This is a genomic window from Pseudoalteromonas sp. SG45-2 (assembly GCF_014164115.1).
In the GTDB taxonomy this organism is placed as follows: domain Bacteria; phylum Pseudomonadota; class Gammaproteobacteria; order Enterobacterales; family Alteromonadaceae; genus Pseudoalteromonas; species Pseudoalteromonas distincta.
In genome coordinates this window covers 64,101-91,019 of sequence record NZ_JACJEO010000021.1, presented here as the reverse complement: position 1 = coordinate 91,019, position 26,919 = coordinate 64,101, and the positions used below count along the sequence as shown (strand labels likewise).

Genomic DNA, 26,919 nt, shown 5'->3' with positions numbered 1-26,919 from the left:
TGGGCACTACGACTTTCTACCGCTGTGGGCACTACGACATCCTACTGCGTAGCGCACCGACCTCACATTGTAGAGAGCCCGACTAGAAATAGTCGGGCTTTTTTACATCTGCAGAAAAGTGAAATGTGCGCAGTTAACACACACTCATACCAACATCCATCACGTGGGTCGTTCGAGCGTAGCGACTCCCGACGTTAAAATCACATCTCGGAGTGTGCAATTAATATTTATAAAAGTAGGATTGTTAATGAGTGCAGAGATATTTAGTCGTTAATCATTACTTAAAATTTTATCTAGTTGTCCTGTTCTCATTTTTATTTAGATACTTCTAATAAAGTACTTAAGAAAACTGTACTATTACAGGTGTTTTAAAATAACTATAACGAGAAACAAATGAAATTATTAACTGCAGCAACTTTATTACTTGCTTCATCGACAGCCTTTGCACGCCCTGCACCGTTAGTGTCTATTCCTACTCATGATGCCTTTTTTAATAGTATTGCAGCGCATTGTGGTAAAGCTTTTGAAGGTGAAGTAGCGGTAGATAACGCGAAAGGCCCAAGCTCATTTACAGATAAAAAACTGGTTATGCATGTACGTAAATGTGGTGAGACTGAGTTACAAGTACCGTTTCATGTAGGAGACGATGCATCACGTACGTGGATCATAACTAAAACGGGTAGCGGCTTGAGTTTAAAGCACGATCATCGTCATAAAGATGGAACAGACGACGCATCAACTATGTATGGTGGCCATACGCTTGATGCAGGGTCTGCGCAGATACAGTCGTTTCCAGCAGACCAATACTCTAAAGAGTTATTTGTAAAACAAGGTCTTGCGCAGTCTGTAGGTAATACATGGCAAATGTATATTTACCCAGAAGTATTTACTTATCGATTAATTCGCCAAGGACGTGAGTTTAAGGTGGATTTTGATTTAACTAAACCGATTACTCCACCATCAGCACCTTGGGGTTATAAATAAGGTTACTTACCCTTACTTGTATCTTCTTTAGTTTCGCATTGGAGTAAAACACTTAAATCAGGTTGGTAAGCGCGTGGTTTTGTTGGAAAGCGTTCGTACTCTTGCACGCCTTCAAGTACTTTCAACATAAAGGTATTGCCGCGGCATAGACGGTCAGCATGACGTAACAAAAATACACTTTGATTGGTAAAGTGTTTGTAATCGTCTGACTGGATTTCTATTTTATAGTTGTCTTCGCCAATTTGTGTTTGGTAGTAATGTACTTTGTTATCAAAGTCGTAGAGCTTCTCGGTTTCGGCTTTTTCAGCAAGTGCAGTATTTGCACTCGAAAGGGCCACCAGCGTAGCGCCTATAAATAAGCGTGGTGTGTTTATTCCTTTCATAAAATGTATCCTTTAATTTGCGAACTTTATACCCATTAATAAGAGTAATAAGGTCGATTTCTTTACGTATTAGTCTAACACCCAAAAAGGGAAAGTGTGATGTTCAAACAAATAAAACAACTTTTTGCTGTATTCGATGAACAGCAGCCAAGTATGCAAGAGCACGACTTAAAAACAGCGGTTGCTGCATTATTAATTGAAGTTATGCGCGCAGATACCAAGCTTGAACATGATGAACAACGAACCCTGACTGTAACCTTAAAAAAGTACTTTAATTTAACAGACACTGAGGTTAATGAGCTTACTAATAATGCGGCAAGTAGCTTAGATGATTCGATAGATTACTTTCAGTTTTCAAAACAGATTAATGAGCATTGTAGCGCGGAGCAGCGAATAGAAATAATAGAGTTATTATGGCGCTTAGCGTATGCCGATGGAGAAATAGATCCCCAAGAAGACTACGTTATACGTAAAGTAGCAGGGCTTTTATATGTAACGCATACCGACTTTATCGCCGCCAAAATAGCAGCGACAAAGTAATTAGTTATTTAGGCGTGCAAGTTATCTTAACTTACTTGCAACGCTTACTAACTGATGAGCGAGGGCTGATACTTTTTCAGCCGTTACAGGTTCATTTATTTGCCCATTCTCATTAAACAGTGTGTGCACAGCGGGTACTGCAAGTTGATCGGCAAGTACTAACGATCCAATGCCGCTTAATATATCACGCACATGATTTAAACCGCGTAAGCCGCCAAGCCCACCAGGCGATGCTGCAAACAAAGCAACCACTTTATTACGAAAAGCAGGAACAGCACCTTGCTCTGTACGCGATGCCCAATCAATCGCATTTTTTAGTGCTGCGGTAATAGAGCCGTTGTACTCTGGGCTTGCTAGTAAAATACCGTCGGCTGTACGTAGCTTATCTTTTAAAAGCTGTACATCGCTTGGTGTACCTTGCGCTTCAATATCTTCGTTAAATAGTGGGATGTTTAATTCGTTTAGTTTTATTACTTCTACTTCAGCACCTGTTTGTAGAGCAAAACGTGCTGCCTCATTAATAATTTTTTGGTTAAAGCTTTCTTGGCGAAGGCTTCCAGCTAGGGCGATAATTTTTGGTGCTGACATGGTAGTGGCCTTTTAATGTTTTAAGTTACATGACTAATGTAGCAAAATTTCACTTGTAGAAAACCCTAATAAACGCAACACTTGTGTGCGTATATGCACATAAGTAAAAGGTAGGCAGCATGGCGATAAAATTTGAAGATTGGCAAGACGTTAAAGTTGCGTTCGAAGTAGCACGGTTAGGCACGCTAACAGCAGCGGCCGAGGAGCTTAATGTGCACCACAGCACAGTGCTTAGGCGAATTAATAATCTTGAAAAAAACTTAAATGCACGGCTTTTTCATCGCCATGCTCGTGGCTACAAGGTTACTGAAATTGGCACCAAGTTATTTGCAACAGCACAAACAATCCATAGCTCCTTAGAGCAGTTACAAAACGATATAGTAGCGGCCGATAGCACCCTTAGAGGTAGTTTGTTGCTAACGACGGTAAGTGGCTTCATGGATGTCCTTGGTGATGTATGTGAGCAATTTCAGGCGCTACATCCACAAGTGCAGCTTGAGGTTATTTTAGAACAAAAAAGGCTAAGGCTCGATCACGGACAAGCACATATTGCAGTGCGTGCAGGCCCAAGACCTGATGAAGGCGATTATATTGCTCAGCATTTGGCGCAGCTTTCATCGGGTTTATACGCTAATAAACGTTACATTAATAAATACGGTATGCCTAAATTATTAATTGATTTACAACAACATAACTTTGTATCGGGCGTGGCAGGTTTTAATGCCCGCGTGCCTTATTTTGCATGGGCTGATGAGCACATTCCTGCATCGCAAATAAAGCTGCGAGTATCTGAAACTGCAGAAGCGACTCGTGCAATCATTAAAGGGCTAGGCATTGGCGGATTACAACATGACGTAGCGGCGCAATATCCTGATTTAGTGCCTATATTGCACAGTGAGTTAAGCTGGCCTACCGATGTATGGTTAGTCACGCATCACTTAGTGCATCGTACTGCTAAAGTACAAGCTTTTGCAGGGTTGTTAAAAACACACTTTAGTAAGTTAGCTGCTAATCAATAGTTTTAGCAGCGTGTTAGCTGTATTTTAAATGATTATAGTGTTTTTTTTACTTCTATCCCTAGGCGTTTAGCCAAGCGTACTAAGTTTGCTCTATCTAATTCAAGTACTCTTGCTGCTGCTGACCAGTTGTAGTTATGCTTCTTTAATTGCTCGGTAATTACGTTGTATTGCAACGATTCTACAGCTTGCTTTAAAGGTTGGTTGATTAAGGTGTTGGTTGTACTTTGGCTTGCTACTAGAGAGTTTTGCGGCGCACTCGGTGTTAAGTCACAGTGCTCGCTTGTAATGGTTATTATCGGATTTTGCCATTGGCTTTGTTTTTCTTTTAGGGCGCTGCGGCTAATGACATGTTCAAGCTCGCGCACGTTACCTGGCCAGCTGTACTGATTAAGCAGTACTTGCGCTTCAGGGCTTAGTTTTAATTGTTTTATCCCTAATTTACGGGCTGTTTGCTCAATAAAATAACCAGCTAAGAGTGTTATGTCGTGCTCGCGTTTACTAAGTGGTGGCACAGTAATAGGGTAGACACTGAGGCGATGGTATAAATCGGCTCTAAAGCGACCTTGAGCTACTTCTTCTTTTAAATTTCTGTTGGTTGCGGCAATGACGCGTACATCTACGTACTTTGGCGTGTCTTCTCCTACCGTTTGTATTTCGCCACTTTGTAGCACTCGTAATAGTTTACTTTGCATGGCAAGGGGTAGTTCCCCAATTTCATCTAAAAATAACGTGCCGCCATCAGCTAATTGAAATTTACCTTGGCGCGAATTTTGTGCGCCTGTAAAAGCCCCTTTCGCATGACCAAAAAATTCACTTTCAGCGAGGTTTTCGGGAAGCGATGCACAATTTAAGTGAATAAGCAGTTGATCTTTGCGAGCTGAATTTAAGTGAATATTACGTGCAACAAGCTCTTTCCCTACCCCTGTTTCACCTAATATAAGCACGCTAAAGTTAGATGCTGCAACGAGTTTAATTTCGTTTTTAAGTGTTTGCATTAGTGGACTTTGACCAATAATTTCACCGCCGTCACGTGTTAATGCTTCACGATTTAGTTCTTGTACTAATGCACTTGAGTGCTGTGCATGCTGTTTGTAATGGGCAAGTTCTAAGGCCGTTTTAAAGTGCGCGCTACACAGCGTTTGTAAGGTATTGAGTGTATCAGCGCTTATGCTGTTAAATGCATTGGCGTTAAGGCTATCAAACGTAAGTACGCCAAGTAGCGCGTTTTTATCATAAAGAGGTAAACCTAAACATGCATGTACCGGTATGTCGCCGGTTTTAGCTAATAGTAATCCGTCGTATGGATCGGGTAGTGGGCAGTCGTGCGCAAATTGAAGCGCGAGTGTGCTTTTGCAAATAGCTTCTAGGCGAGGGTGTTCTACTATTTTAAATCGTCTGCCTAAACTGTCGGGCATTAATCCTTTAATTGCCAGTGGTTTTAATTGTTCGCCCTGAAGCACTAATAACGCACTTGCATCACTTGGAATAACCCGCTCAACCGTTGCTAGTAATTTATCAAAGCTATGCTCGTGTAGTGTACTTTGAGCAAGCTCTAGAGCAACTTGTGTAAGGTTGAATTGCTGGTTCACGTCAAAATGACCTATTTGTGTTTTTATGAGTTAATTTATAGTAGGTCATAAAGACTCACACTGTAAAGTGATTTAATTTAACTTGTTGAATTTAATTAATTAAACTTGTTGGCACAGTATGTGTAATAGCTAAGTAACGTAGTTAGTTACAGAGATCGCCATGAACACACTAATGCTGAATAATTTAAATAATCAAACACAGTTTAGTTCACTGCATGAGGCACTAGCGTGCGCTGAATACTTTTTTGCTCAGTATGGTGTAGGGCAGGAAATAAAATAATGCGCCCTATAAACTTAACTGAGCCAATGCCAGCACGCGTTGCTATTCATCAAGTATCTCAATGGTCGTTATGGATGCTAGCTTTTAGGCCTTTCTTTTTAGGCGGTGGCTTATTGGCATTTTTGTCAGTGGGGTATTGGCTACTTATTTTAACAGGCCATGCAAGTTGGCACTTATCGATACCTGCGACATTATGGCACGCGCACGAAATGCTGTTTGGCTTTGCAGGAGTTGTAGCTGTTGGCTTTTTACTTACCGCAGCACAAACGTGGACAGGCGTGCCGAGCATAAGTGGCAAAGCCCTTATGTGGCTTACGTTTATATGGCTTGCAGCGCGCTTAGCATTTTTTGTAGTACTGCCAGATATTGCTCATTTTAATTTATATGCTGCACTTACATTACAAGTTATTTGGTGGCTAGGCGCCATAACCGCGTTGGCTAATATGTTATTAAAAGCCAATAGCAAAAGTAACTATCCGTTTTTAGCTATTTTAGCTGTGCTTTGTGGGCTCAATGTATTGTATTTAATACTTGTTTTACAACAAAACATGCAGCTTGCACTTGGTGTGGTTGATACCGCAGTGCTGGTTATTACTTTACTAGTTGGCATTGTTGCGGGCCGCGTTTTACCATTTTTTACCGCTAAAGGTCTGGGGTTAGCCGCACAAGTTCGCACTCCTAAAATAGATAAAGCTGTTATGTATTTATCTATTGTGGCTATCACTTTATTTTTCATCAACAAGTTGTTTTTGAACACGATTAATCCTGCGTTAGTTGTTGCAACTGTTGCTGCGCTTCACCTGCTTAGGGCTGGTTGTTGGTGGGATAGCAAGGTATTGAGAGTGCCGTTGTTATGGTCTTTACATTTTTCCTACTTAGCGTTAGGCGTAGGGTTAATGATGGTTGCATTTAGCTTTTATAGCAGTGCAATGCAATTTAAAGATGCGCTGCACTTAATCACTATTGGCACAATAGGTATGATGATTTTAGCAATGATGACGCGTGTATCGCATGGTCATACAGGGCGGATACTCGCTATTCCTCATTACATGGCTGTTGCTTTTGCATTTTTGCTTGTGGCCGCTATTACTCGTTCATTACTCCCTTTTATTATTAGGCCTCACCTTGCTTGGCAAATAAGTGCTTTGCTGTGGTTAGTAGCTTTTTCATTATTTTTAATTCACTGCACACCTATATTAACGCGGCGTCGTGTTGATGGGCGTCGTGGTTAGTTCATCCATAGGAAATACATATGTTATCTGATAAAACCATTGAGATTGTAAAAAGCACAGTTCCGTTATTAGCGCAGGCGGGTACGGTTGTTACCGATCATTTTTATAAGCGTTTATTTAGTCATAATCCTGAGCTTAAAAATATTTTTAATATGGCGAACCAAGATACAGGTCGTCAGCAATTTGCACTTTTTAATGCATTGGCTGCGTATGCACAAAATATTGATAATTTAGCCGTATTAAAAGAAGCGCTAACACGTATTAATCATAAGCATACAAGCTTGAATATTTTACCTGAGCATTACCCTATTGTAGGTGCACACTTAATTGGTACGCTTAAAGAACTTCTTCCTGAGCAATTTACTCCCGATGTTGAATACGCTTGGCGCGAAGCTTACGGCGTACTTGCTGATATTTGTATAACCGAAGAAGCTGCTTTGTATGAGCACAGTAAAAATAAACACGGTGGTTGGGCGGGAACTCGGCAATTTGAAATAACCAACAAACAGGCCGAATCAGAACTAGTAACGAGTTTTACACTTACGCCAGTTGATGGCGAAGCTGTTATTACACATAAACCAGGGCAGTATTTAGGTATTAAAGTTAAGCCAGAGGGCGCTGAATATGAAGAAATTCGCCAGTATTCTATTTCACAAAAAAGTAACGCTAAAAACTACCGTATTAGTGTTAAAAAAGAGCTACAGCCAAAGCCTGGCATGGTGTCTAATTATTTACACTCATTAGAGCAAGGCACTATTGTTGAGTTATACCCGCCGGCAGGAGACTTCTTTTTACGCAATAACACAAGTCCAGTGGTTCTCATTTCAGCAGGTGTTGGGCAAACGCCAATGCTGGCTATGCTTGAAACGTTATTAAGTGACAATTCTAATCAAGAGATTATGTATTTACATGCTTGCGAAAATACTCAGCAACATTCGTTTTCAAAATATTTATATGATCTAACAGCGCAGAATAACCACTTGAAAACAATAACGTGGTTTAACCAAGCGACAGAGGGCGCTGACTTTACTGGGTTAATGAACCTAAATGCAGTACAAGCACAGCTACCATTGAGTAATGGCGACTTTTACTTATGTGGTCCTGCCGGTTTTATGGCATTTATAAAAAAGCAGTTACTTGAACTAGGTGTTAAAAACGAGCAGATTCATTATGAAGTGTTTGGTCCGCATGAAGACTTGTAATAACGCTTTAAAATAGAAAAAGGCGTACAGCGATGTGCTGCGCGCCTTTTTATAAACGCTAATAAAGTGCTTTATAACTCTTTACAGGTCACACCTTCAAGTACTGTAGTAAGCTCTTTTTTAGGATAGTAAAGCTCGCATTGGTTATTACGTAGTTGCAAAATAAACTTCTCAGATTTTATATTATGCGCGCCCATAATTACTCTGCCATCAGACCCTTTACTCATTGCATGATCAATTAGCAGTTCGCTACGTTTAGTAAATACGGAATCGGAAAGTGTTACTAATGCGCCTCCCTTAGCTTGTTGAATTGCCTGTTGTAGTGTTGCAATAACGCTAGGATTAACGCTCGTTAATATAGCGGGTTTAGCGGGATCACTATTTACACTTTGGCATCCACCTAAAGCGAATAAGGTAGCTAATGGGAGTAATAATTTATCCATTACCTTTCCTCACTCAGTGTTGGCCAAGTTAAGTCCATATTACGCTGGGTAAATTGCTCAGGCATATTTAAAGGAATGAGAGATTCACGAGAGCTTGAAAAATTAGCTGGCTCTGCTTTTGCAGCAGCCGTTCTAATTGGGCAATTGCCATTTTCAACATGAAACAATGCGGTGGCTAAAACGGCCTCGTCACTGTCGCCTAACTGATGATCAAAGTCGTCCTCAATTTCACAACCTTGAACATCAGCATCAAATTGTGGCGTAGGGGTTGGTGTAAAACCCGCAGCGTATTCGCCAAATCCTTTGCTATTTACCCCACTAAATTGAATAGTGTAATAGGTTGTTGCGCAGTTATGAGTTGGGGTAAAGCCATAGGGCTTACCGCAGGTTGTATCGCCAATTAAAATAACTTCTGCGTCTATACCTTTTAAACCATTAATAAAAGCTTCTGATGCCGAACAGGTGCCTGATGTGCTTAATACATAAACCTTCGATAAGTTTAAATCAGGTAGGTTTTCACCTGTGCTAAAAAAAGTAGAGTAATCTATTTCTTCATCAATAAATGGAAAAGGCGAATCAACGGGTTGTTTATCGTTTTGTTGAGTTTGATAATAAAAGCGGTTGTTAACGTTGGCATTACCGGCAACCATATAAGCCAATTGTGCCGACAGTGCTAATAAACCACCACCGTTATATCTAAAGTCGATTACAAGCTCATCAATACCATCGGTTTTAAACTTATTTACTGCATCAATAAGCCCTTCTTGGGCAATGCTTATATGACTATTAAATTGCATGTAACCCACGCTTGAACCATTTGCGGTTGTAATCGTTTTAACATTTTGAACCGGTGTTTGTTCAATATTGCCAGCGGTTACATTAAATGTTTTTTCGGCGCCATCGTTACTGCGTACAACAATAGTATGTGAGTCGCCGTTAGTAGGACTAAATAAACCTTCGTTAAGCGTATCTACACCCGACTGTGTATTGGTATTAATGCTAACACCGTCAACTGAAAGTACAGTATCACCACGTTGAAAGCCTATTTGGCTTGCAGGTGAATCATCTTCAAGATAAGCGACGCGTAAAATACGGTCGGCTGTATCGCCAATAAACGCCCAATTTATACCGTAACCAGAAGTAACGCCCGATTGCGCTTCTTGAAAGTAATCTTCAGTAGGTTCTGAAAAATGAAAGTTATCTTTTTTTGCCCCTGAGTCGGTAAGCTGCTCTGTTTTTAATTGGGCAAAATAATCGGCTACTGTGGCAAAGCTTTCAGGATCGTTATCGGCAATCTCATCATACCAAAGGTAGGTTTCGTCGCTCCAAGAGCGAAGCCAGAGTTTTTCGTAAAGGGCAGAACCGGCTTGATCTGGGTAAGGCTCGTTGTTATTAAAGGGATCGTTACCCGTACGCGGGGTTTCGCAAAAGTTTTTTAAATCGTTAGAGGGTTCAAATACACCCGCAGTCCATGTTGGACTGCTACTAACAGGTGTTGTAACTACAGGGGCTGAGTCGATACCGCTACCGCCGCCGCCACAACCGGTCAAAGCAAAGCCCGCAAATGCAGTGAAAATGGCAAGCGAGGTTTTATTATTTTTAAACATAGTTAAGGGCTTTTTTGTAAATAAGTTGTTTAAAATATTACAACACTCGCTCGTTTATTCAACATTTATAACTTTGATTTATGTAAATGAGTGTTAAAGCTTAGAGCTTGCTCGCACTACTTGTATCTGCGAATGCTTGCTTTTGCCATGCATTAAATAACTTTTGCTGTTTATCAGAGATTTTTAAACCGTATGTTTTTTGCATGTAAGCGTAGGTGTCAGCTATACGTTTTCGTGCATAAACAGGCGGTTCAACTACACGTTGCTTAAAGTTTACTTTTACTTCGCAACGACCATATTGTGTGGCGTTTTCGCTAAGCATACCAAAACGATAATTAGAGCGATCGGCATTAATTTCGCCAATAGCTGGCGCTAAGTTATTTATATCAGCTTCCATTTTTCTAAATTTAGCACTTACTTTACGGCAGTTTTTACGCCCGCCATCTTGCCAGCATTGTAGCTGGTGACCAAATTCCCACGCCGGAACAATGTGCTCCCACTCAATGCGTAGTGCTCGCACATTTACTTTACCTGAGCGGGTAAGGGTATTTCGAGGAATGTAACCACAGTTAGACGGGTCAGGAACGAGTTTTTTGCCTTCTTTTTTAATGTCGCAACCGCAGTAAATGCTTTTGGCGTTGTCAGGTAGGGTTTTAATTAAATGTCTTTTAGCCGTTGAAAAACGGGTAAATTGTTCGGCTGATACCGAAACGCACACACAACAAGCCAATAAGGCCAGAATAAATCGAGTCATATCCATCACAAATGTGAACTACAGGAATAGGCAGTTTAAAGCCCTGAAGATAAAAGATAAAGTTAACTTAAGGCCTACGCTTATATTAATAAAAAGTGCCTGATTAATTTTTTTACTCAAAGTTACTTTCACTATTCATTTATTTCTCAATATTTATCGTATTTTAACCACACAAGGTTACCCGTTAAGGAGTATGCTTAAAGCTTACTCAATATGAGGATTTGGATTGCAAATGAAATTTGTTGATTATTATGCAGTGCTTGGAATATCGCCTGATGCAGATGATAAAGCGGTTAAAGTTGCTTATAAAAAGTTAGCCAGAAAATATCACCCAGATGTAAGCAAAGAGCCTCAAGCAGAAGATAAGTTTAAAGAAATAGCAGAAGCTTACGAAGTCATCCATAACAAAGAAGAACGGGTAAAATACGACGAGTTACGTCGTCACCAACAAAATCGTGCTCGTCAACAGCAAGGCCATTATGGTGGTAACAATGCCTCTTCGCAAAGTAATTATCAGCAAAGCGATCCTCAAACCGACCAAGAGTTTTCTGACTTTATTAATGCAATGTTTGGCGGAGCTGGTGGATTCGATCGTTCCGGGCAGAGCAGAAGTAACGCCGCTCGCGCGCAAAAAGGACAAGATGTGGAAATAGAGTTCCCAATTTTTCTTGAAGAGACTTTAGTTGATACCGTTAAGCCTGTTGAGTTTATGTTACCGCAGCGAGACAGCAGTGGCCGTGTCACTGAAATTAAAAAATCACTTAAAGTGAAAATTCCTGCAAGCTCAGTAAATGGCGAGCGAATTCGACTAAAAGGGCAAGGCGGGTTAGGGTCAGCGAATGGGCAAAATGGCGACTTGTATTTACAAATTAGTTTAGTGCCTCACCCATTATTTGATGTTGAGGGTCATAACCTAAATATAGTTGTCCCTCTTGCACCATGGGAAGCGGCTCTTGGTACAAAGCTAAATTTACCTACGTTGACAGGTAATATCCAATTAACTATTCCTTCTAATAGTCAGTCTGGTCAACGCTTGCGTATTAAAGGTAAGGGATTAATGAGTAAAAAAGCCAAAGGTGATTTATTTGCTGTGCTTAAAATTGTTAATCCAACATCTGTTGATGATACCAGTAAAAAACTGTGGGAAGAATTAGCCAAAAAAGCTCACTTTGATCCCCGTAATAACTGGAGCAAACCATAATGCAAATTATCGTGACACAAAAAGACGATTTACTTACTAGCAAAGAGCTATGTTTGAGCAGTGATATTAGCGAAGCAATTTTGTATGAACTAGTTGAGCACAATATTGCGGTTCCAATTGAGGGGGATCATGTTACGCAGTGGCAATTTACGGTATCTGCAGTGACCTTAGTTAAAAAAGCGGCCCGTATCCAACATGACTTTTCGTTAGATTGGTCGGCAATAGCTTTAGTTTTACAATTGCTGGATGAGCGTGATGAGTTGATTTTCGAAAACGAAATGTTAAAGCGACATTTGAGTCGATTTAAGCACTTGGAATAAAATAAGCCCTAGGCTTATTTACTCTTTGATAAGTGGGCGCTAGCTCTCAAAAACCAATATGACTATTTTGATTTATTCTTATTTTTAATTCGGATAAATCGTTTTAGTCGTATATTTTGTATAAGTAGTAATATTCCACTTAAACAAAAAAGTACACTGGTTGCTGAAAAGCTAATAAGCAGTGGATTATTAAAATTCTCTCGCTCATCGTAATCCATAATATGTAACATCCAAAAAAAGTCGAATATTCGCCATAGCGTGCTGCGAACGGTAACAACTTTGCCGTTATTTTCTGACAAGTACAGTGTTGTGTTAAATGTGTCGTCAAATTGTACCTGCCAAACATTGGTTTTATATCCAACTTCTCGCATACCTTGCTTTAGTAGTACAGCGCTTGTTACTTGAGCGTCAATAAGTAAGTGTGCTTTAGCATTTGCGGTAATTTGTATTTTAGTTGGCGGTTCAAATGGTCGGCCTGTTATTCCATTGAAGCTTTGCTGCTCGTTATTACTAAAGACAGTAATAAGTGGTGTAGTTAAGAAGTTCTCAAAAATTATTTGTGTTGGATTAAACACCTGAGAGGCAATATCGTCAAGGGAGGCAACATAATCAGCCTGCGTAAATGGGTTATTAAGAGTACGTGTTGCAAGATGCTCCCCATGAACTTTATCAAGAGGGATTGCACTCATAATTAAACCACCTAGTAACCATGCTAAAATTTGTAGTGCTAATAAATATCCTAACCATTTATGTAACTTGCGAGCATGTTTAAATATTTTTTTATTCATGTTTTAGTCTTATTATTTTTAGAAGCTAGTTTATTACATTAATAGGATAAGTTACTGCGACATTTTGTCGCAGTTTAAACTATAGCTTACTGTAATCATTTAAAAATAAAAAAGATTACACTTAAATTCCTAACATGACTTATCTGTTTAATTGAGCTGAATATTTGATATCCAGCTAGCTTTAAATGCTAAAAAATACTTAAAAGCTGCGAAATATCCATATAAAGTGGTTAATAGAGCATAGTTGATTTGGTATAACGGTAAAACTACGTTAAAGTTTGCAATGAAATTATTAGAGGATAAATACGAAACGATGTCGGAAATTCAATTTTTAAATGTAGATCTTGAGCTTGAATCAAAGCAAGATATTAGTTTGCTAGTGGCGGACTTGAAAAAAGTCGCGACGATTTTACATTATGACAAAGACGAATACCGTCAACTAGCGCGTATTGAAGCTACAGGTGAGGTGAGCACACCTGATAAAGCCATAAACCATATATGTGAGCTTATTGAATCGTGTTCGCGTAATGCGCTAAAGCAATGGTTAAGCTGTTCACGTAGAACGTTTGATATTGGTTTTGAATCAGGGACTTCTCCTAAGTGCTTTAATCAAGCCTTAGATGCAGATACATTATTGCGTATATCTGCGATTGGTGCGGGTATGGAAATTACCATTTACCCAATCGAAAAGTAACTATCTTCGCTCTACGACTGCTGCGGTCATTTTTGATACGCAGCACAGATCATTGCGGCTATTTGTAATTTTTATTTCCCATACTGAACTACGTTTGCCAATATGAAACGCTCTAGCCGTTGCTGTTAAAGTGCCGTTGCGAGATGCTTTTAAATGACTTGCGCTAATTTCCTGCCCTACACAGTAAAATTTAGTAAAATCGACAACAAAGTTAGCGGCATAGCTGGCAACTGTTTCGGCAAGTACAACGTTAGCACCGCCGTGAACCATGCCCATTGGGTTATGATGCTCAGGAATTGCCGGCATTGTGGCAACCAAATAATCATCGCCAATTTCTGTGACTTCTATCCCCATAGTTTTCATTAATGTTCCTTGGCCATTAATGCCTTGTTCTAACTGCTTGCACAGCTCTAAGGTGATGGGCTGGTACCAAATACTCATAATGTCTCCTTTGCATTTTTAATCATTTATAAACTTAGCTTTAGTTATATCCTTGAAATGTACACAAGTGAAATTACTTTAGCTATTTTAAGGCTTAATTTAAATTTGCGATTTTTATTTAACTGTATATACTCACAGTTAAATGTACTGTATGGAAAACCAGTTGTATGCGACCATTAACGAACCGCCAAGCTCAAATACTCGAACTAATTAAAGTTTTTATTAAAGACACTGGTATGCCTCCTACACGTGCTGAAATAGCGCAAACATTAGGTTTTAAAAGTGCCAATGCTGCTGAAGAACATTTAAAAGCACTTGCTAAAAAAGGCGCAATTAAAATGAAACCAGGTGCAAGCCGTGGTATTCAATTAATTGAAGAAGAAGAGCCAGAACAATTAGGTTTACCGCTTATAGGGCGTGTTGCTGCTGGTTCACCTATTTTGGCGCAAGAGCACGTTGAAAGTCACTGCAAAATCGATCCATTAATGTTTAAACCGGCTGCAGATTTTTTACTACGCGTTAACGGTATGAGCATGAAAGATATTGGTATTATGGATGGTGATTTACTTGCTGTACATCGTACTCAAACCGCTGAAAACGGACAAGTTGTTGTTGCCCGCCTAGACGAAGACGTAACTGTAAAACGTCTTGAGAAAGCGGGTCGTAAAGTATTACTTCATGCTGAAAACGACGATTTTGACTCTATTGAAGTAGATCTTGAGAATGAGTCTTTTAATATTGAAGGCTTAGCCGTTGGCGTTATAAGAAACGCTGATTGGATGTGACTTTAAAAATAGCTTTTAAACAAGCAGTTTTATAAATGCGTACTAATTAGTACGCATTTTTGTTTTAAAATTTGTACTAAAAAATAGGGCGTAAACAGCCCACTGACTATTTAAGCTGTAAACTTTTTTGCACTTATATTTCCCCCCTCCGAATGCGTTAAACCCCTTTGTTTTGCTCATATTTTGAACTTCCTGTTGCCCAGTTGATTACTGATTTTTATTAATTATTCAATATCACCTGATTGTTTTTTATACTAAAACTTGCTTGTTGTTCGTTTTTTAGCTAATTGTTAATGTGCTGAGCTAATAATAACTCACAGCTTTTTAGTTTTGAGAACACACAATATACACAAACTCGTTGTTGGCGCAGCAAAACCAATCAATATTAAATAAGATTGGCTAAAAAAATAAAAATAACGAATTGGCGTTTAAGCCGTATGCCTCTTCGCTTTGCATTCGCAATAGCATCAAAGGAGCCGTCACATGGGTAAACTGACCTCTACCTTGTGGCTTATATTATGTGTTTTTTCGCACCCAGTTTTGGCTAACAGCCAATACAATATGCGCAAAGGCGTAACCGATATAAGCAATAATGTATATCAGCTGCACATGACCATATTTATAATATGTTGTGTGATTGGGGTGATAGTGTTCGCAATTATGTTTTGGGCACTTATTCATCACCGTAAATCTAAAGGGGCTGTACCGGCCCAATTTCACGAAAGCACTAAAGTAGAAATACTTTGGACTGCAATTCCGTTTGTTATTTTAATTGCTATGGCAGTACCAGCCACTAAAACCCTAATTGCAATGGAAGATGCCAGCAAAGCTGATCTCACTATTAAAATTACGGGTTCGCAATGGAAATGGCATTATGAATATATGGGCGAAGATGTAGAGTTCTACTCTATTTTATCTACCCCGCAAGATGAAATCGCGAATCTTGCAGATAAAAATCCTAACTACTTACTTGAGGTTGATAAGCCTCTTGTACTGCCAATAAATCAAAAAGTACGATTTTTAATGACTTCTGACGATGTTATTCACTCTTGGTGGGTACCTGATTTTGCAGTTAAAAAAGATGCGAACCCCGGCTTTATAAACGAAACATGGACGAACATAAACGAAGAAGGTACTTACCGAGGCCAATGTGCTGAGTTGTGTGGTAAAGACCATGGCTTTATGCCCGTTGTGGTGGTCGCTAAATCTGAGGCTGATTTTAAAACATGGCTTACAGATGCAAAGCAGGCTAAACAAAAAGCAGCATTAGCAGATGCCGCATTACTTGATAAAACCCTCCCAAAAGAAGAATTAATGACTTTAGGCGAACAAGTATATATGGCTAATTGTGCTGCATGTCATCAACCTACTGGCATGGGGTTACCGGGCGTATTTCCTGCACTTAAAGGCAGCCCGATAGTGCTTGGCGATATAAAAGATCACATTGATGTAGTTATCCATGGACGACCCGGTACGGCAATGCAAGCTTTTGCCAAGCAGTTATCTATAAAGCAATTAGCTGCGGTTATTACTTATAAACGTAATGCGTGGGGTAATGATACGGGTGATGTTATTCAACCGAGTCAAATACAGACGGCACTTGATGCCAAAGTGGAGGCGAACTAATGAGTAGCATAGTAGAACAACCTAACGCCAATGAAGCTCATCATGCTCATCACCCAGCTAAAGGTTTTAAACGCTGGCTTTACACAACTAATCATAAAGATATAGGTAGTTTATATTTAATTTTTTCGCTGACCATGTTCTTAATTGGTGGCGCAATGGCTATGGTGATCAGAGCTGAATTATTTCAACCAGGTTTACAGTTGGTCGACCCTCACTTTTTTAATCAAATGACCACAGTGCATGGTTTAATTATGGTGTTTGGTGCGGTTATGCCCGCCTTTACAGGCCTTGCTAACTGGATGATACCACTCATGATTGGCGCGCCAGATATGGCGTTGCCAAGAATGAATAACTGGAGCTTTTGGATTTTACCGTTTGCGTTTCTAATCCTATTGGCATCGTTATTTATGCCTGGTGGGGGGCCTGCATTTGGTTGGACTTTTTATGCACCACTGTCCACAACATACAGTAATGATAATACTGCATTGTTTGTATTTGCCGTACATATTATGGGAATTAGCTCAATAATGGGCGCAATCAATGTGATTGTAACCATAGTGAACTTACGTGCCCCAGGCATGACATGGATGAAGTTGCCCTTATTTGTATGGACGTGGTTAATTACTGCCTTTTTATTAATAGCCGTAATGCCAGTGCTTGCAGGGGCTGTCACTATGGTACTTACCGATAAGTATTTTGCGACCAGCTTTTTTGATGCCGCAGGCGGTGGCGACCCGGTGATGTTCCAACACATTTTTTGGTTTTTTGGTCACCCCGAAGTATACATTATGATTCTTCCTGCCTTTGGCATTATATCTACAATAGTACCTACCTTTTCTCGTAAAAAACTTTTTGGCTATGCCTCAATGGTATACGCCACATCCTCCATAGCACTATTGAGCTTTATTGTATGGGCTCATCATATGTTTACCACTGGAATGCCGGTCGCTGGCGAGTTGTTTTTTATGTACGCGACCATGCTTATATCGGTACCTACAGGAGTAAAAGTATTTAATTGGGTTGCCACAATGTGGAAAGGCTCAATAACTTTTGAAGTGCCAATGCTTTTTAGTATTGCGTTTATTGTGCTGTTTACCTTGGGTGGTTTTTCGGGATTGATGCTGGCAATTACACCTGCTGATTTTCAATATCACGATACTTATTTTGTAGTGGCGCACTTTCATTATGTATTAGTAACAGGGGCCGTATTTTCGATAATGGCAGGAGCTTATTACTGGTTGCCCAAGTGGACGGGCAATATGTTTAATATCACGTTAGCTAAATGGCATTTTTGGCTATCACTGGTGAGCGTGAACGTACTGTTTTTTCCTATGCATTTTGTAGGGCTTGCCGGTATGCCGCGTCGAATTCCCGATTACGCACTCCAATTTGCCGACTTTAACGCAATCATAAGTATTGGTGGATTTGCCTTTGGTTTATCGCAATTGTTGTTTGTAGCTGTGGTAATTAAATGTGCACGCGGCGGTGATAAAGTACCTGCAAAGGTATGGGAAGGGGCTGAAGGACTTGAGTGGGAAGTTGACTCTCCAGCGCCATATCATACTTTTTCTAAGCCGCCGGTAATCAAGTAATGACACACGCACCGCTACTCAAACGTTTAGTACTTATTTGCATAGGCATGTTTGCCTTTGCCTTTGCTTTAGTACCTTTGTATGACGTGTTTTGCGACGTAACAGGGCTTAATGGAAAACCTTCGCTTGAGCAAGCAGAGCAAAGTACGCAAATAATACAAAACCGAGAAGTTGGCGTTAGTTTTACTACTCACGCGCAAAGAGGTGCACCGTTTGAAGTTAAATCAAAAGAATACAGTGTTGTGGTAAAACCCGGTGCAATGCGTGAAGTAATGTTTAGTGCTAAAAATAACAGCAACCTAGATAAAGTAATGCAGGCTGTACCATCAGTCTCGCCAGGTAAAGCGGCAAAGTATTTACATAAAATAGCGTGTTTTTGCTTTGATCAGCAACCTCTAAAAGCAGGGGAAGAACTTGAATTTAAATTACTTTTTTATGTTGATACAGCACTGCCAAGCGACATTGAAGAATTAACTTTATCTTATACCGTATTTGATATTAGTGAACAGCTGGTGGCAAGTAATAACTAGCTTTTCAAACTAGTGTGAAACTAGGAGTAAATAAAATGAATCAAGAATATGAGCATTATTATGTACCAGAGCAAAGCCCGTGGCCTATTGTGGGCGCTGTTGCATTGTTTTTTATTGCAGTAGGGGCAGGCTTAACAGTTATGAGTGTAGGCAAAGAAGGGGGGAGCGGGGTTTACCTGCTTTATGCCGGTATTGCTGTGCTTGTGTATATGTTGTTTAGCTGGTTTAAAAATGTAATTAGTGAGTCGGACCAAGGTTTGTACTCAGCACAAATGGATCGCTCTTTTAGGCAAGGTATGAGCTGGTTTATTTTTTCTGAAGTTATGTTTTTTATGGCCTTTTTTGGTGCGCTTTTTTATGCACGCGTATTGTCGGTACCTTGGCTTGGAGGCGCAGGCAATAATGCAATGACCAATGAAGTATTATGGCCTACTTTTGAAGCCGTTTGGCCGCTAGTTTCAACACCTGCAGGCGAAACTACTCAAGCTATGGGCTGGCAAGGTTTGCCGCTTATCAATACCTTAATACTGCTTACTTCCTCAGTTACTCTACATTTTGCCCACGTAGCGATGGAAAACAATAAACGCACTCCACTTAAGGTTTTTTTAGGCGCTACTATTTTATTGGGTGTTTGCTTTTTAGGACTGCAAGTTGAGGAGTACATGCATGCATATAATGATCTTAACCTAACGCTAGATGCGGGTATTTACGGTAATACGTTCTTTTTATTGACTGGTTTTCATGGCATGCATGTAACGCTAGGAACCGTACTTTTATTTGTAATATTTTTACGGATATTAAAAGGGCACTTTACTAAAGATAAGCACTTTGCTTTTCAAGCAGCTGCTTGGTATTGGCACTTTGTTGATGTGGTGTGGCTGTGTTTGTTTGTATTTGTATATGTGCTGTAGCGTTTATTGGCGAATTATTTGCTTTAATAAAACCAAGTTTAAGCGCTGCAATAACAACAACTAAAACAACGACCGAAAACAATACGCGACGACCTAAAAAGTGAGACATTGGTCGTCCCCCTGTTTTCCCTGACACCATAATAAACAATGCTCTAAATAAGTTAAAAAGTATAAATATTAACAACAGTACGATAATAATTTTAATAATCACTGAGTTGACCCTTTATGCAGTTAGTTTTATGGCACAAACAAAAGCTTAGCTCACTAATCACACTTTGTATGGTTGTGGTTGTTGTACTTGTGTGTGTGCGATTAGGGTTTTGGCAGTTGGAGCGAGGTGAGCAAAAGCAGCAACAACTAACCGCCATTGCTAAGCAACAGACTCGTGGTGTGATGAGCTGGTCTCAATTACTTAACCTGCCTGATAGCTGGAACAAAACTGGTGTATTGGTTGAGTTAAAAGGGCGGTTTGTGCAAAACCAATATTGGCTTTTAGATAATCAAGTTTATAACGGACAAGTAGGGTACGACCTACTTGCTTTACTAAAGCCAGATAGCGAAGAAAAAGTGATTTTAGTTAATTTAGGATGGGTAAAAGCGCCTATATCTAGAGATACACTGCCAAAGGTTACTCTGCCTACAGGTGTTTTTATTCTTAAAGCGCAAATAAAAGAAAATAACTTAAGTAGCTTCACGCTTGAAGATAAAACGACAAATAACGACTTACCTACAAGAATCCAATCTATCGACTTGAATATGCTGAGCACCCAAAGCCAGCAATCATTAATTAATTTTATGGCTTACAGACAAGGTACTGGTGATGAGATTGCAACACCTCATTATGAGGCCGTTGTTATGAGCCCTCAAAAGCATAATGCCTACGCTTTGCAATGGTTTTTAATTGCTGTTGCATGTGCTGTTGTGGCTATTTTTGCGAGTAAAAAAAGGACACATAATGAAAAATAATCCCCTTTTGTTGTTTGTGGGTTGCTGCGCTATCCCATTAATTTTGGCATATGGCGCATTAAAGTTTGATTGGTTGCCTACTGCAATTACTAATAATGGCGAGTTTTTAAGCCAAGAAATAAAACTTAAAAATTGGCCGCAAAATAATCCCAAACAATGGACTATCGCACTTAATTATTCAAACGAATGTAACACCCCATGCAGCGAACAACTCAATGCACTTAATAACTTATATGTGGCACTTGGTAAAAACCAAGGCAAGGTTGATATGGCTGTAATGGGAAGCCCCGACAATAAAAATCTACCATGGAAAATTATTACCGAGCAACAGAGTTTAAATCCTGCAAGTTTATATTTAATTGATCATATGGGGTTAGTGGTACTTGAATATCCCTTTAAGGTCGAGCCACAAGAAAACCGTTTAGTACAAAAAGGGTTATTAAAAGATCTAAAAAAATTACTTAACTATTCTCGTTCTAGCTAATTAAGTTGAGCTTAAGTTGGAGTATCTGATGTATAAAAATTATAAAAACTTAGTATTAATAACAGGATTACTCGCTTTGATTGTAGTTGCTTTAGGTGCGTACACCCGCTTAAGTGATGCGGGATTAGGGTGCCCCGATTGGCCTGGTTGTTATGGCTTTTTAATGGTACCTAAGCATGAGGCTGACATAGCCTTAGCAACTCAAAGCTACCCCGATATGATGTTCGAAACCGCAAAAGCGTGGAAAGAAATGATTCATCGCTACTTTGCAGGTGCTTTAGGTTTACTTATTTTAGGTTTATTTGTGTTGGCTTTTTTAAAACGCCAATATCCAACTACGCCAGTTAAATTGCCTTTGGCTTTACTTCTACTAGTGGTATTTCAGGCTGCCCTTGGTATGTGGACAGTAACCATGAACCTTCAGCCGCTTATTGTAATGGGCCACTTATTAGGTGGCTTTAGTATTTTGTCACTTATAACGCTTTTATATTTACGGCTAACCGCAAAACCTATTATGGGTGGCGATAGCGGCGCAAAACGCTATTTTGGTTTAAGTTTAGTTGCGCTCAGTGTATTGATTATCCAAATTGCACTTGGTGGTTGGCTGGCTGCAAATTACGCCGCTCCTCATTGTAGTGGTTTGCCATTGTGTAATTACGCACAACCGTTTTCATTGAGTAGCGTATTTCAATTACCACTTGAGCACAGTAATTATGAATTTGGTGTGTTATCGCAGCAAGCGCGTATGTCTATTCATTTATTACACCGCATTTGGGCACTGGTTACTTGCATCGTTCTGGCGCTAATTATGTGGAAAATATACAGCCAAGCGTACTCTAAAAAAATTAAAAATTGCGTGGTGAGCGTATTGCTTACCCTGCTTTGCCAAATTAGCTTAGGGCTTATTTTAGTACATTGGCATATTCCGTTGGGAGTTGCACTGGCGCATAACTTGATGGCTGCCATACTATTATTAAGCATGGTTAGGTTGTGTTATTACCTAAAATCACGCACATAAAGGGGAAATATAATGGCACTTATAATTGATAAAAAAATACTGCTACCCGTTAATACTCAATCGCTAATTTCGCGTACTCATAATTTGCTGCAAGACTACTTAGCAATTAGTAAATTTAAAGTGGTAGCCATGCTGGTACTAACAGCTTGGGTTGGTTTAGCGCTGGCTCCTGATGTAGGGCGCGGTATGGCTGTACAGTTTATTAGCTTGTTAGGTATAGGGCTACTTTCTGCTGCTGCAGCGGTTATTAATCATGTGGTTGATAGTGAGATAGACTCAAAAATGGCAAGGACTCGTCATCGTCCTGTGGCTAAAGGGCGTTTAAGTAAAACACATGCGCTTAGTTTTGCAGCTGTTATTGGGGTTGCGGGTTTTATTATGCTAATGGTGTGGGCTAATACCTTAACCGCTATATTAACGTTATTTGCATTGGTAGGTTATGCATTTGTTTATACATCATTTTTAAAGCGTGCTACACCGCAAAATATTGTTATAGGTGGGTTGGCTGGCGCAATGCCTCCATTATTAGGTTGGGTGTCAGAAACAAACCAAATGGCAGCAGCCCCTTGGTTACTTGTAATGATAATATTTACCTGGACTCCGCCACACTTTTGGGCGCTGGCTATAGCGCGAAAAAGTGATTATGAACGCGCTAAAATTCCTATGTTACCAGTAACCCATGGAATCGACTTTTGTAAAACGTGCGTCGTTGCCTACTCTGTTTTACTCGCTGTAGTTTGCGTATTACCTTATTTAATTGGTATGTCTGGATTAATATATTTAATAGGTGCGTGTGTATTAAATGCAGTGTTTATATATAAAGCCGTCAAATTAAAAATTGCTGGAAATGATGAGACTGCAATGGACTTATTTCGTTTTTCGATTATTCATTTAATGGTACTCTTTGTAATCTTATTTATAGATAAATGGCTCACTTTATGAAGCAGTTATGGCTTGGATTAATTGTTGTTTTAGTTTTGTTTTTATCAGCATGTTCAAATGAAAATAGTCCACCAGATGTAGATGCATTAGTTTACGAAAATGCAAAGCCATTGTCTGATTTTACGCTAAACGATCAGCGCGGCGAATTAGTGACTAAGCAACAATTTTTAGGACAGTGGAATTTAGTATTTTTAGGCTACACAAGCTGCCCAGATATTTGTCCATTAACACTTGCTAAGTTAAATGCTGTTTATAAAAACTTACAAGCAGATTATCCGCTGCAAATTTGGTTTTTATCGGTTGATCCAAAACGCGATACACCAGCTAAACGAAAGCAATATATAGATTACTTTAATCCTGACTTTTTAGCTGTATCAGGGGAGCATAAACACCTTTTTCCTGTTGTTAGAGAGCTTGGTTTAATTTACGCCATTAGCGATAGTAGTGAATCAGAATATGCAGTTGATCATAGTGCTTCGGTCGCTATGGTTGATCAAAATGGAGCGGTTAGAGCTATTTTTAAACCAGAATTCAAACAAGGTAGTGTGCCATTAATTAATGCGACGACTTTAACGAAAGAGTTTAAAAAAATAGCCGATTACTACAAAAACTAGTTTTTACTTTTTACCAATTTGAAAGGAGCTTTAGGCTCCTTTTTTTGTTTTTTAACGACGATTTAAATTTAATTAAGCATTTTATGGCAATTTTAATAACTAGGGCTAAGCTTTTGTTATGAATTGAATTGACAGGGAATGCACCTACTAAATGCTAAAACTTCCAAGCGAACTTGCTATTACGCAAGTTGAAACACTACATCAAGATTTACTGCACGAACTCAATAGCAACGATGATATCTGTCTTGATATTAACGATGTGATTTCTGCTGATACTGCCTCAATTCAACTTTTATGCGCCTTACAAAAACACCTACTTACCATACAGCACAAAATCATTTGGGTAGGCAGTAGCGAGGCCTTAACACATACAATCAATAAACTTGGCTTAAGCCAATACTTAACAACCGAAAGTAAAAGTTAGGGGTATATATGAAAAGAATTTTAGCGGTTGATGACTCAGCATCGATGCGTCAAATGGTGAGCTTTACATTAAAAACCGCAGGGTTTGATGTAACCGAAGCTAAAGATGGCAGTGAAGCTCTCGCTATTGCCAAGCAGCAAGACTTTGATGCCGTGATCTCAGATGTAAACATGCCAATAATGGATGGAATTACATTAATACGAGAGCTGCGTACTTTGCCTAGTTATAAATTTACACCATTACTGATGCTTACAACTGAGTCGGGTTTAGAAAAAAAAGTAGAAGGTAAAGCTGCTGGGGCAACAGGCTGGATTGTTAAACCATTTAATCCCGATCAGCTACTAGCGGTAATTAAAAAAGTTATTCGCTAAGGAGCGCAGTGTGAGTATAGATTTAAGTCAATTTTTTGAAGTTTTCTTTGAAGAGAGTTTTGAAGGCCTAGATACCATGGAGGCTGAGCTATTAAACTTAGTGCCAGGTGAGGAAGATTTAGAAACTATCAACACTATTTTTAGAGCTGCTCACTCAATAAAAGGAGGCAGTGGGACATTTGGTTTTAGCTCCGTTGCTGACTTTACTCATGTACTTGAAACATTACTAGATCAAATTCGCCAAGGTGAACGAGAGCTTAGTACCGAGCATGTTAATTTATTACTCAAAGCTGTGGATTGCTTACGCGCTTTACTTGCTGCACTTCAAGGTGAACAAGAGCCAGATTTAACCGAAGCAGATTTGTTAAAAGTACAATTTGAACATGTACTTGGAATGAAAAATGAAACACATGAGAATAAACCTCAAAGCTGTGAAGAGCAAACAAGTAGTAATACCTATCAAATAGACTTTAAACCTCATCATCATTTATTTAAAACAGGAAACGAGCCACTGTATATGATCAGTGAGCTTGAAGAGCTAGGTGAGTTAGAAACCACAGTATTTTACGATGAAGTTCCAGAAATCACCGATTTAAGTAGTGATGAATGTTTTTTACATTGGCGCTTTTTTTTAAGCACTAGCCATGATGAAAAAGCCATAAAAGAAGTGTTTGAATGGGTTGAAGACGATGCCGATATAAAAGTTGAATTATGTGGCGGCTTATTTGGCAATGATGAGCCAATACAACCTAATCAAGATGAGATACCTAAAGCTGTTGAGCTTGAAGAACCCGATTCAATAAAAGTAGCTGAGTTACCAAGTAAGCCACAGCAACCCGTTGCTAATAAAGATAAAAAACCTACAAGTGCACCAGAATCTACCTCTATACGTGTTGGCATTGATAAAGTTGATTCGTTAATAAATATGGTAGGTGAACTTGTTATTACACAAGCCATGCTAAATCAACTCAGCGAACAAGAAATCACACCAGCCACAATCACTTTACTACAAGAAGGCTTAGCACAACTTGCACATAATACGCGTGATTTACAAGAAAATGTGATGCGTATTCGTATGCTCCCAATTAATTTTGTATTTAGTCGTTTTCCTCGATTAGTGCGAGATATAGCGCAAAAGCTAAATAAGCAGGTTGAGCTAAAGCTGATTGGAGAGCAAACCGAGCTTGATAAAACAGTAATGGAAAAAATATCTGACCCTATGGTGCATTTAGTAAGAAACTCACTTGATCATGGGTTAGAGACTGTTGAGCAAAGACTGGCGGCAGGTAAAGATCCCGTTGGCACAGTAACCTTAAATGCATTTCATCAGGGTGGAAACATCGTTATTGAAATAATGGATGATGGGCAAGGGTTAAATACAAAAAAAATAAAAGAAAAAGCCATCGCTAACGAATTAATCTCAGCTGATAACCATCTCAGTGACGATGAAATAAATGAGCTTATTTTTATGCCCGGCTTTTCGACAATGGATGAGGTAAGTGACTTATCTGGTCGTGGAGTTGGGATGGATGTTGTTAAGCGAAATATCCAATCATTAAATGGCTCAGTGGAAGTAACCTCAGCGCCCGGTGTTGGTTCTACGTTTACTATTAGATTACCCCTTACTCTCGCTATTTTAGATGGGCAATTAGTTAAGGTGGCTCAGCATACTTATATTATTCCGCTCATTTCTATTGTGGAGTCACTGCAAATTGATATTGCAAAAGTGAGTCGAGTGGGTAAAAGCCTTGATGTATTGAGGCTTCGAGACGAATACATTCCTATATTAAGACTCTACGATATTTTTAATCATAAAAATGCTATTGAATCACTCGATAAAACGCTGCTTGTTGTTGTAGAAACAGATAACCAAAAGGTGGGTTTATTAGTTGATGATTTACTGTCTCAACAGCAGGTTGTTATTAAAAGTTTAGAGGCAAACTACCATAAAGTGGATGGCGTATCGGGTGCTACCATTTTAGGAGATGGGCGTGTATCGCTGATTGTGGATATTAGCGGCTTAATAAAGCTCTCAGGCTTAAAAAAGCCAGGTAGCCAAGAACTAACTATTGAAACGCAAGCCACTTTGGAGGCGTTATGAGCTCAGATCAAAGCCAGTTAAGTAACCAATTAAATCTTCAGCAACAGCAAGGTGTAAAACAGTTTTTAACTTTTATTATGGCTGATGAAGAATATGGCGTTGATATTTTAACAGTACAAGAAATTCGCAGTTGGGAAGAAATTACAGTACTGCCCAATGCACCTGAATTTGTAAAAGGCGTTATTAATTTACGCGGAACAATAGTGCCAATTATTGATTTACGGTTGCGCTTTGGATTACCAAGTGTCGACTATGGACCATTAACGGTGGTTATCGTTGTTAAAATAGAATTTGAACTAGGTAGTAAAATTATAGGTGTTGCTGTTGATGCCGTCTCTGATGTTTACAGTATTGCGGAGCAAGATGCGAAAGCGGTTCCTAGTTTGTCTGAATCGAGTAATTGTGAATATGTAGCTGGGTTGGTGAATGTTGGTGAAAAAATGGTAGCGCTAATTGACCTGCAAAAAACAATGAATATTTAGCAAATAGA

General features: G+C 39.4%; 31 protein-coding genes. 22 read left to right on the top strand and 9 right to left on the bottom strand.

The annotated features are described in order from the left end of the window. Positions 1-393: 393 nt before the first annotated feature. A complete protein-coding gene (locus H5116_RS15610; protein WP_182712897.1) occupies positions 394-984 on the top strand; it encodes a hypothetical protein in 591 nt (196 codons plus the stop codon). Between the two features lie 2 nt (positions 985-986). Here the strand turns inward: H5116_RS15610 and H5116_RS15605 are convergent, their stop codons facing one another. Further along, positions 987-1,367 (bottom strand): hypothetical protein, encoded by a 381-nt coding sequence (locus tag H5116_RS15605; RefSeq protein ID WP_039489163.1) that lies wholly within the window; start codon positions 1,365-1,367, stop codon positions 987-989. A 99-nt stretch (positions 1,368-1,466) separates the two neighbouring features. Between H5116_RS15605 and H5116_RS15600 the strand changes: the two genes are divergently transcribed. Then, entirely contained in the window at positions 1,467-1,907 is a 441-nt protein-coding gene (locus tag H5116_RS15600) for a TerB family tellurite resistance protein (RefSeq protein ID WP_154904115.1), read from the top strand. Between the two features lie 21 nt (positions 1,908-1,928). Here H5116_RS15600 and H5116_RS15595 read toward each other — a convergent pair whose 3' ends face one another. Beyond that, on the bottom strand, positions 1,929-2,495 hold the full coding sequence (locus tag H5116_RS15595; protein ID WP_008138682.1) for an NADPH-dependent FMN reductase: 567 nt from the start codon (positions 2,493-2,495) through the stop codon (positions 1,929-1,931). 119 nt (positions 2,496-2,614) lie between these two features. Here H5116_RS15595 and H5116_RS15590 point away from each other — a divergent pair, with 119 nt between their 5' ends. Beyond that, positions 2,615-3,514 carry a LysR family transcriptional regulator gene (locus tag H5116_RS15590; protein ID WP_182716570.1) on the top strand — a complete coding sequence of 300 codons (900 nt, stop codon included), beginning with the start codon at positions 2,615-2,617 and terminating at the stop codon, positions 3,512-3,514. 32 nt (positions 3,515-3,546) lie between these two features. Here H5116_RS15590 and norR read toward each other — a convergent pair whose 3' ends face one another. Beyond that, positions 3,547-5,103, bottom strand: coding sequence for a nitric oxide reductase transcriptional regulator NorR (gene norR, locus H5116_RS15585; RefSeq protein WP_182716569.1), 1,557 nt, complete (start codon positions 5,101-5,103; stop codon positions 3,547-3,549). A gap of 279 nt (positions 5,104-5,382) precedes the next feature. On the opposite strand from norR, the gene H5116_RS15580 reads away from it, so the two are divergent. Together H5116_RS15580 and hmpA are read left to right on the top strand one after the other, a co-directional pair. Further along, positions 5,383-6,615 (top strand): NnrS family protein, encoded by a 1,233-nt coding sequence (locus H5116_RS15580; RefSeq protein ID WP_182716568.1) that lies wholly within the window; start codon positions 5,383-5,385, stop codon positions 6,613-6,615. A gap of 20 nt (positions 6,616-6,635) precedes the next feature. After that, a complete protein-coding gene (gene hmpA / locus H5116_RS15575; protein ID WP_024605008.1) occupies positions 6,636-7,817 on the top strand; it encodes an NO-inducible flavohemoprotein in 1,182 nt (393 codons plus the stop codon). Positions 7,818-7,888: 71 nt separating this feature from the next. On the opposite strand, the gene H5116_RS15570 is transcribed toward hmpA, so the two are convergent. The 3 genes from H5116_RS15570 to H5116_RS15560 all read right to left on the bottom strand — a co-directional run bounded on the left by H5116_RS15570 (position 7,889) and on the right by H5116_RS15560 (position 10,621). Beyond that, a complete protein-coding gene (locus H5116_RS15570) occupies positions 7,889-8,260 on the bottom strand; it encodes a hypothetical protein (protein ID WP_182712894.1) in 372 nt (123 codons plus the stop codon). After that, a complete protein-coding gene (locus tag H5116_RS15565) occupies positions 8,260-9,867 on the bottom strand; it encodes a S41 family peptidase (RefSeq protein ID WP_182692764.1) in 1,608 nt (535 codons plus the stop codon). The genes H5116_RS15570 and H5116_RS15565 overlap by 1 nt, the downstream gene beginning before the upstream one ends. A 100-nt stretch (positions 9,868-9,967) precedes the next feature. Next, a complete protein-coding gene (locus H5116_RS15560) occupies positions 9,968-10,621 on the bottom strand; it encodes an endonuclease (protein ID WP_149603346.1) in 654 nt (217 codons plus the stop codon). Positions 10,622-10,853: 232 nt separating this feature from the next. Between H5116_RS15560 and H5116_RS15555 the strand changes: the two genes are divergently transcribed. Both H5116_RS15555 and H5116_RS15550 read left to right on the top strand, forming a co-directional pair. Then, complete coding sequence (locus H5116_RS15555; protein ID WP_182716567.1) at positions 10,854-11,822, top strand: DnaJ C-terminal domain-containing protein; 969 nt, start codon at positions 10,854-10,856, stop codon at positions 11,820-11,822. Further along, positions 11,822-12,142, top strand: a complete 321-nt coding sequence (locus tag H5116_RS15550) for a chaperone modulator CbpM (RefSeq protein WP_024599636.1) — start codon at positions 11,822-11,824, stop codon at positions 12,140-12,142. The genes H5116_RS15555 and H5116_RS15550 overlap by 1 nt, the downstream gene beginning before the upstream one ends. Before the next feature lie 62 nt (positions 12,143-12,204). Here H5116_RS15550 and H5116_RS15545 read toward each other — a convergent pair whose 3' ends face one another. Further along, positions 12,205-12,930 carry a hypothetical protein gene (locus tag H5116_RS15545; RefSeq protein ID WP_182716566.1) on the bottom strand — a complete coding sequence of 242 codons (726 nt, stop codon included), beginning with the start codon at positions 12,928-12,930 and terminating at the stop codon, positions 12,205-12,207. A gap of 313 nt (positions 12,931-13,243) precedes the next feature. Between H5116_RS15545 and H5116_RS15540 the strand changes: the two genes are divergently transcribed. Beyond that, positions 13,244-13,624 (top strand): hypothetical protein, encoded by a 381-nt coding sequence (locus H5116_RS15540; protein ID WP_024595094.1) that lies wholly within the window; start codon positions 13,244-13,246, stop codon positions 13,622-13,624. Here the strand turns inward: H5116_RS15540 and H5116_RS15535 are convergent, their stop codons facing one another. Continuing rightward, positions 13,625-14,065 (bottom strand): PaaI family thioesterase, encoded by a 441-nt coding sequence (locus tag H5116_RS15535; protein WP_182716565.1) that lies wholly within the window; start codon positions 14,063-14,065, stop codon positions 13,625-13,627. It lies immediately after the preceding gene. Between the two features lie 167 nt (positions 14,066-14,232). Between H5116_RS15535 and lexA the strand changes: the two genes are divergently transcribed. The 5 genes from lexA (at position 14,233) to H5116_RS15510 (ending at position 19,509) form a co-directional block, all read left to right on the top strand. Continuing rightward, positions 14,233-14,850 (top strand): transcriptional repressor LexA, encoded by a 618-nt coding sequence (gene lexA / locus H5116_RS15530; protein ID WP_024595093.1) that lies wholly within the window; start codon positions 14,233-14,235, stop codon positions 14,848-14,850. A 483-nt stretch (positions 14,851-15,333) separates the two neighbouring features. After that, positions 15,334-16,476 (top strand): cytochrome c oxidase subunit II, encoded by a 1,143-nt coding sequence (gene coxB, locus H5116_RS15525; protein WP_182693453.1) that lies wholly within the window; start codon positions 15,334-15,336, stop codon positions 16,474-16,476. Continuing rightward, complete coding sequence (gene ctaD, locus H5116_RS15520) at positions 16,476-18,068, top strand: cytochrome c oxidase subunit I (RefSeq protein WP_154904130.1); 1,593 nt, start codon at positions 16,476-16,478, stop codon at positions 18,066-18,068. Before coxB ends, ctaD begins: the two co-directional genes overlap by 1 nt. Beyond that, positions 18,068-18,598 carry a cytochrome c oxidase assembly protein gene (locus H5116_RS15515; RefSeq protein ID WP_024595090.1) on the top strand — a complete coding sequence of 177 codons (531 nt, stop codon included), beginning with the start codon at positions 18,068-18,070 and terminating at the stop codon, positions 18,596-18,598. The genes ctaD and H5116_RS15515 overlap by 1 nt, the downstream gene beginning before the upstream one ends. A gap of 35 nt (positions 18,599-18,633) precedes the next feature. After that, positions 18,634-19,509 carry a cytochrome c oxidase subunit 3 gene (locus H5116_RS15510; protein ID WP_002959610.1) on the top strand — a complete coding sequence of 292 codons (876 nt, stop codon included), beginning with the start codon at positions 18,634-18,636 and terminating at the stop codon, positions 19,507-19,509. On the opposite strand, the gene H5116_RS20480 is transcribed toward H5116_RS15510, so the two are convergent. Continuing rightward, on the bottom strand, positions 19,412-19,720 hold the full coding sequence (locus H5116_RS20480; RefSeq protein ID WP_076915320.1) for a DUF2909 family protein: 309 nt from the start codon (positions 19,718-19,720) through the stop codon (positions 19,412-19,414). The genes H5116_RS15510 and H5116_RS20480 overlap by 98 nt on opposite strands. A 14-nt stretch (positions 19,721-19,734) precedes the next feature. Between H5116_RS20480 and H5116_RS15500 the strand changes: the two genes are divergently transcribed. From H5116_RS15500 to H5116_RS15460, 9 genes are all read left to right on the top strand, one after another. Beyond that, complete coding sequence (locus tag H5116_RS15500) at positions 19,735-20,475, top strand: SURF1 family protein (protein ID WP_182716564.1); 741 nt, start codon at positions 19,735-19,737, stop codon at positions 20,473-20,475. After that, complete coding sequence (locus H5116_RS15495; protein WP_024595087.1) at positions 20,465-20,959, top strand: hypothetical protein; 495 nt, start codon at positions 20,465-20,467, stop codon at positions 20,957-20,959. The genes H5116_RS15500 and H5116_RS15495 overlap by 11 nt, the downstream gene beginning before the upstream one ends. A 28-nt stretch (positions 20,960-20,987) precedes the next feature. Next, positions 20,988-21,977 (top strand): heme A synthase, encoded by a 990-nt coding sequence (locus tag H5116_RS15490; protein ID WP_182716563.1) that lies wholly within the window; start codon positions 20,988-20,990, stop codon positions 21,975-21,977. Positions 21,978-21,989: 12 nt separating this feature from the next. Further along, positions 21,990-22,919, top strand: a complete 930-nt coding sequence (gene cyoE, locus H5116_RS15485) for a heme o synthase (protein WP_182716562.1) — start codon at positions 21,990-21,992, stop codon at positions 22,917-22,919. After that, positions 22,916-23,533 carry an SCO family protein gene (locus tag H5116_RS15480; protein WP_024595084.1) on the top strand — a complete coding sequence of 206 codons (618 nt, stop codon included), beginning with the start codon at positions 22,916-22,918 and terminating at the stop codon, positions 23,531-23,533. The genes cyoE and H5116_RS15480 overlap by 4 nt, the downstream gene beginning before the upstream one ends. Positions 23,534-23,684: 151 nt before the next feature. Continuing rightward, a complete protein-coding gene (locus H5116_RS15475; RefSeq protein ID WP_002959595.1) occupies positions 23,685-23,957 on the top strand; it encodes an STAS domain-containing protein in 273 nt (90 codons plus the stop codon). Positions 23,958-23,965: 8 nt separating this feature from the next. After that, a complete protein-coding gene (locus tag H5116_RS15470) occupies positions 23,966-24,328 on the top strand; it encodes a response regulator (protein ID WP_002959593.1) in 363 nt (120 codons plus the stop codon). A gap of 10 nt (positions 24,329-24,338) precedes the next feature. Continuing rightward, the gene (locus H5116_RS15465) at positions 24,339-26,429 is read left to right on the top strand and encodes a chemotaxis protein CheA (RefSeq protein WP_182716561.1); all 2,091 of its coding nucleotides are present in this window, start codon (positions 24,339-24,341) and stop codon (positions 26,427-26,429) included. Next, on the top strand, positions 26,426-26,911 hold the full coding sequence (locus tag H5116_RS15460) for a chemotaxis protein CheW (protein ID WP_002959588.1): 486 nt from the start codon (positions 26,426-26,428) through the stop codon (positions 26,909-26,911). The genes H5116_RS15465 and H5116_RS15460 overlap by 4 nt, the downstream gene beginning before the upstream one ends. The last annotated feature ends 8 nt before the right edge of the window (positions 26,912-26,919 follow it).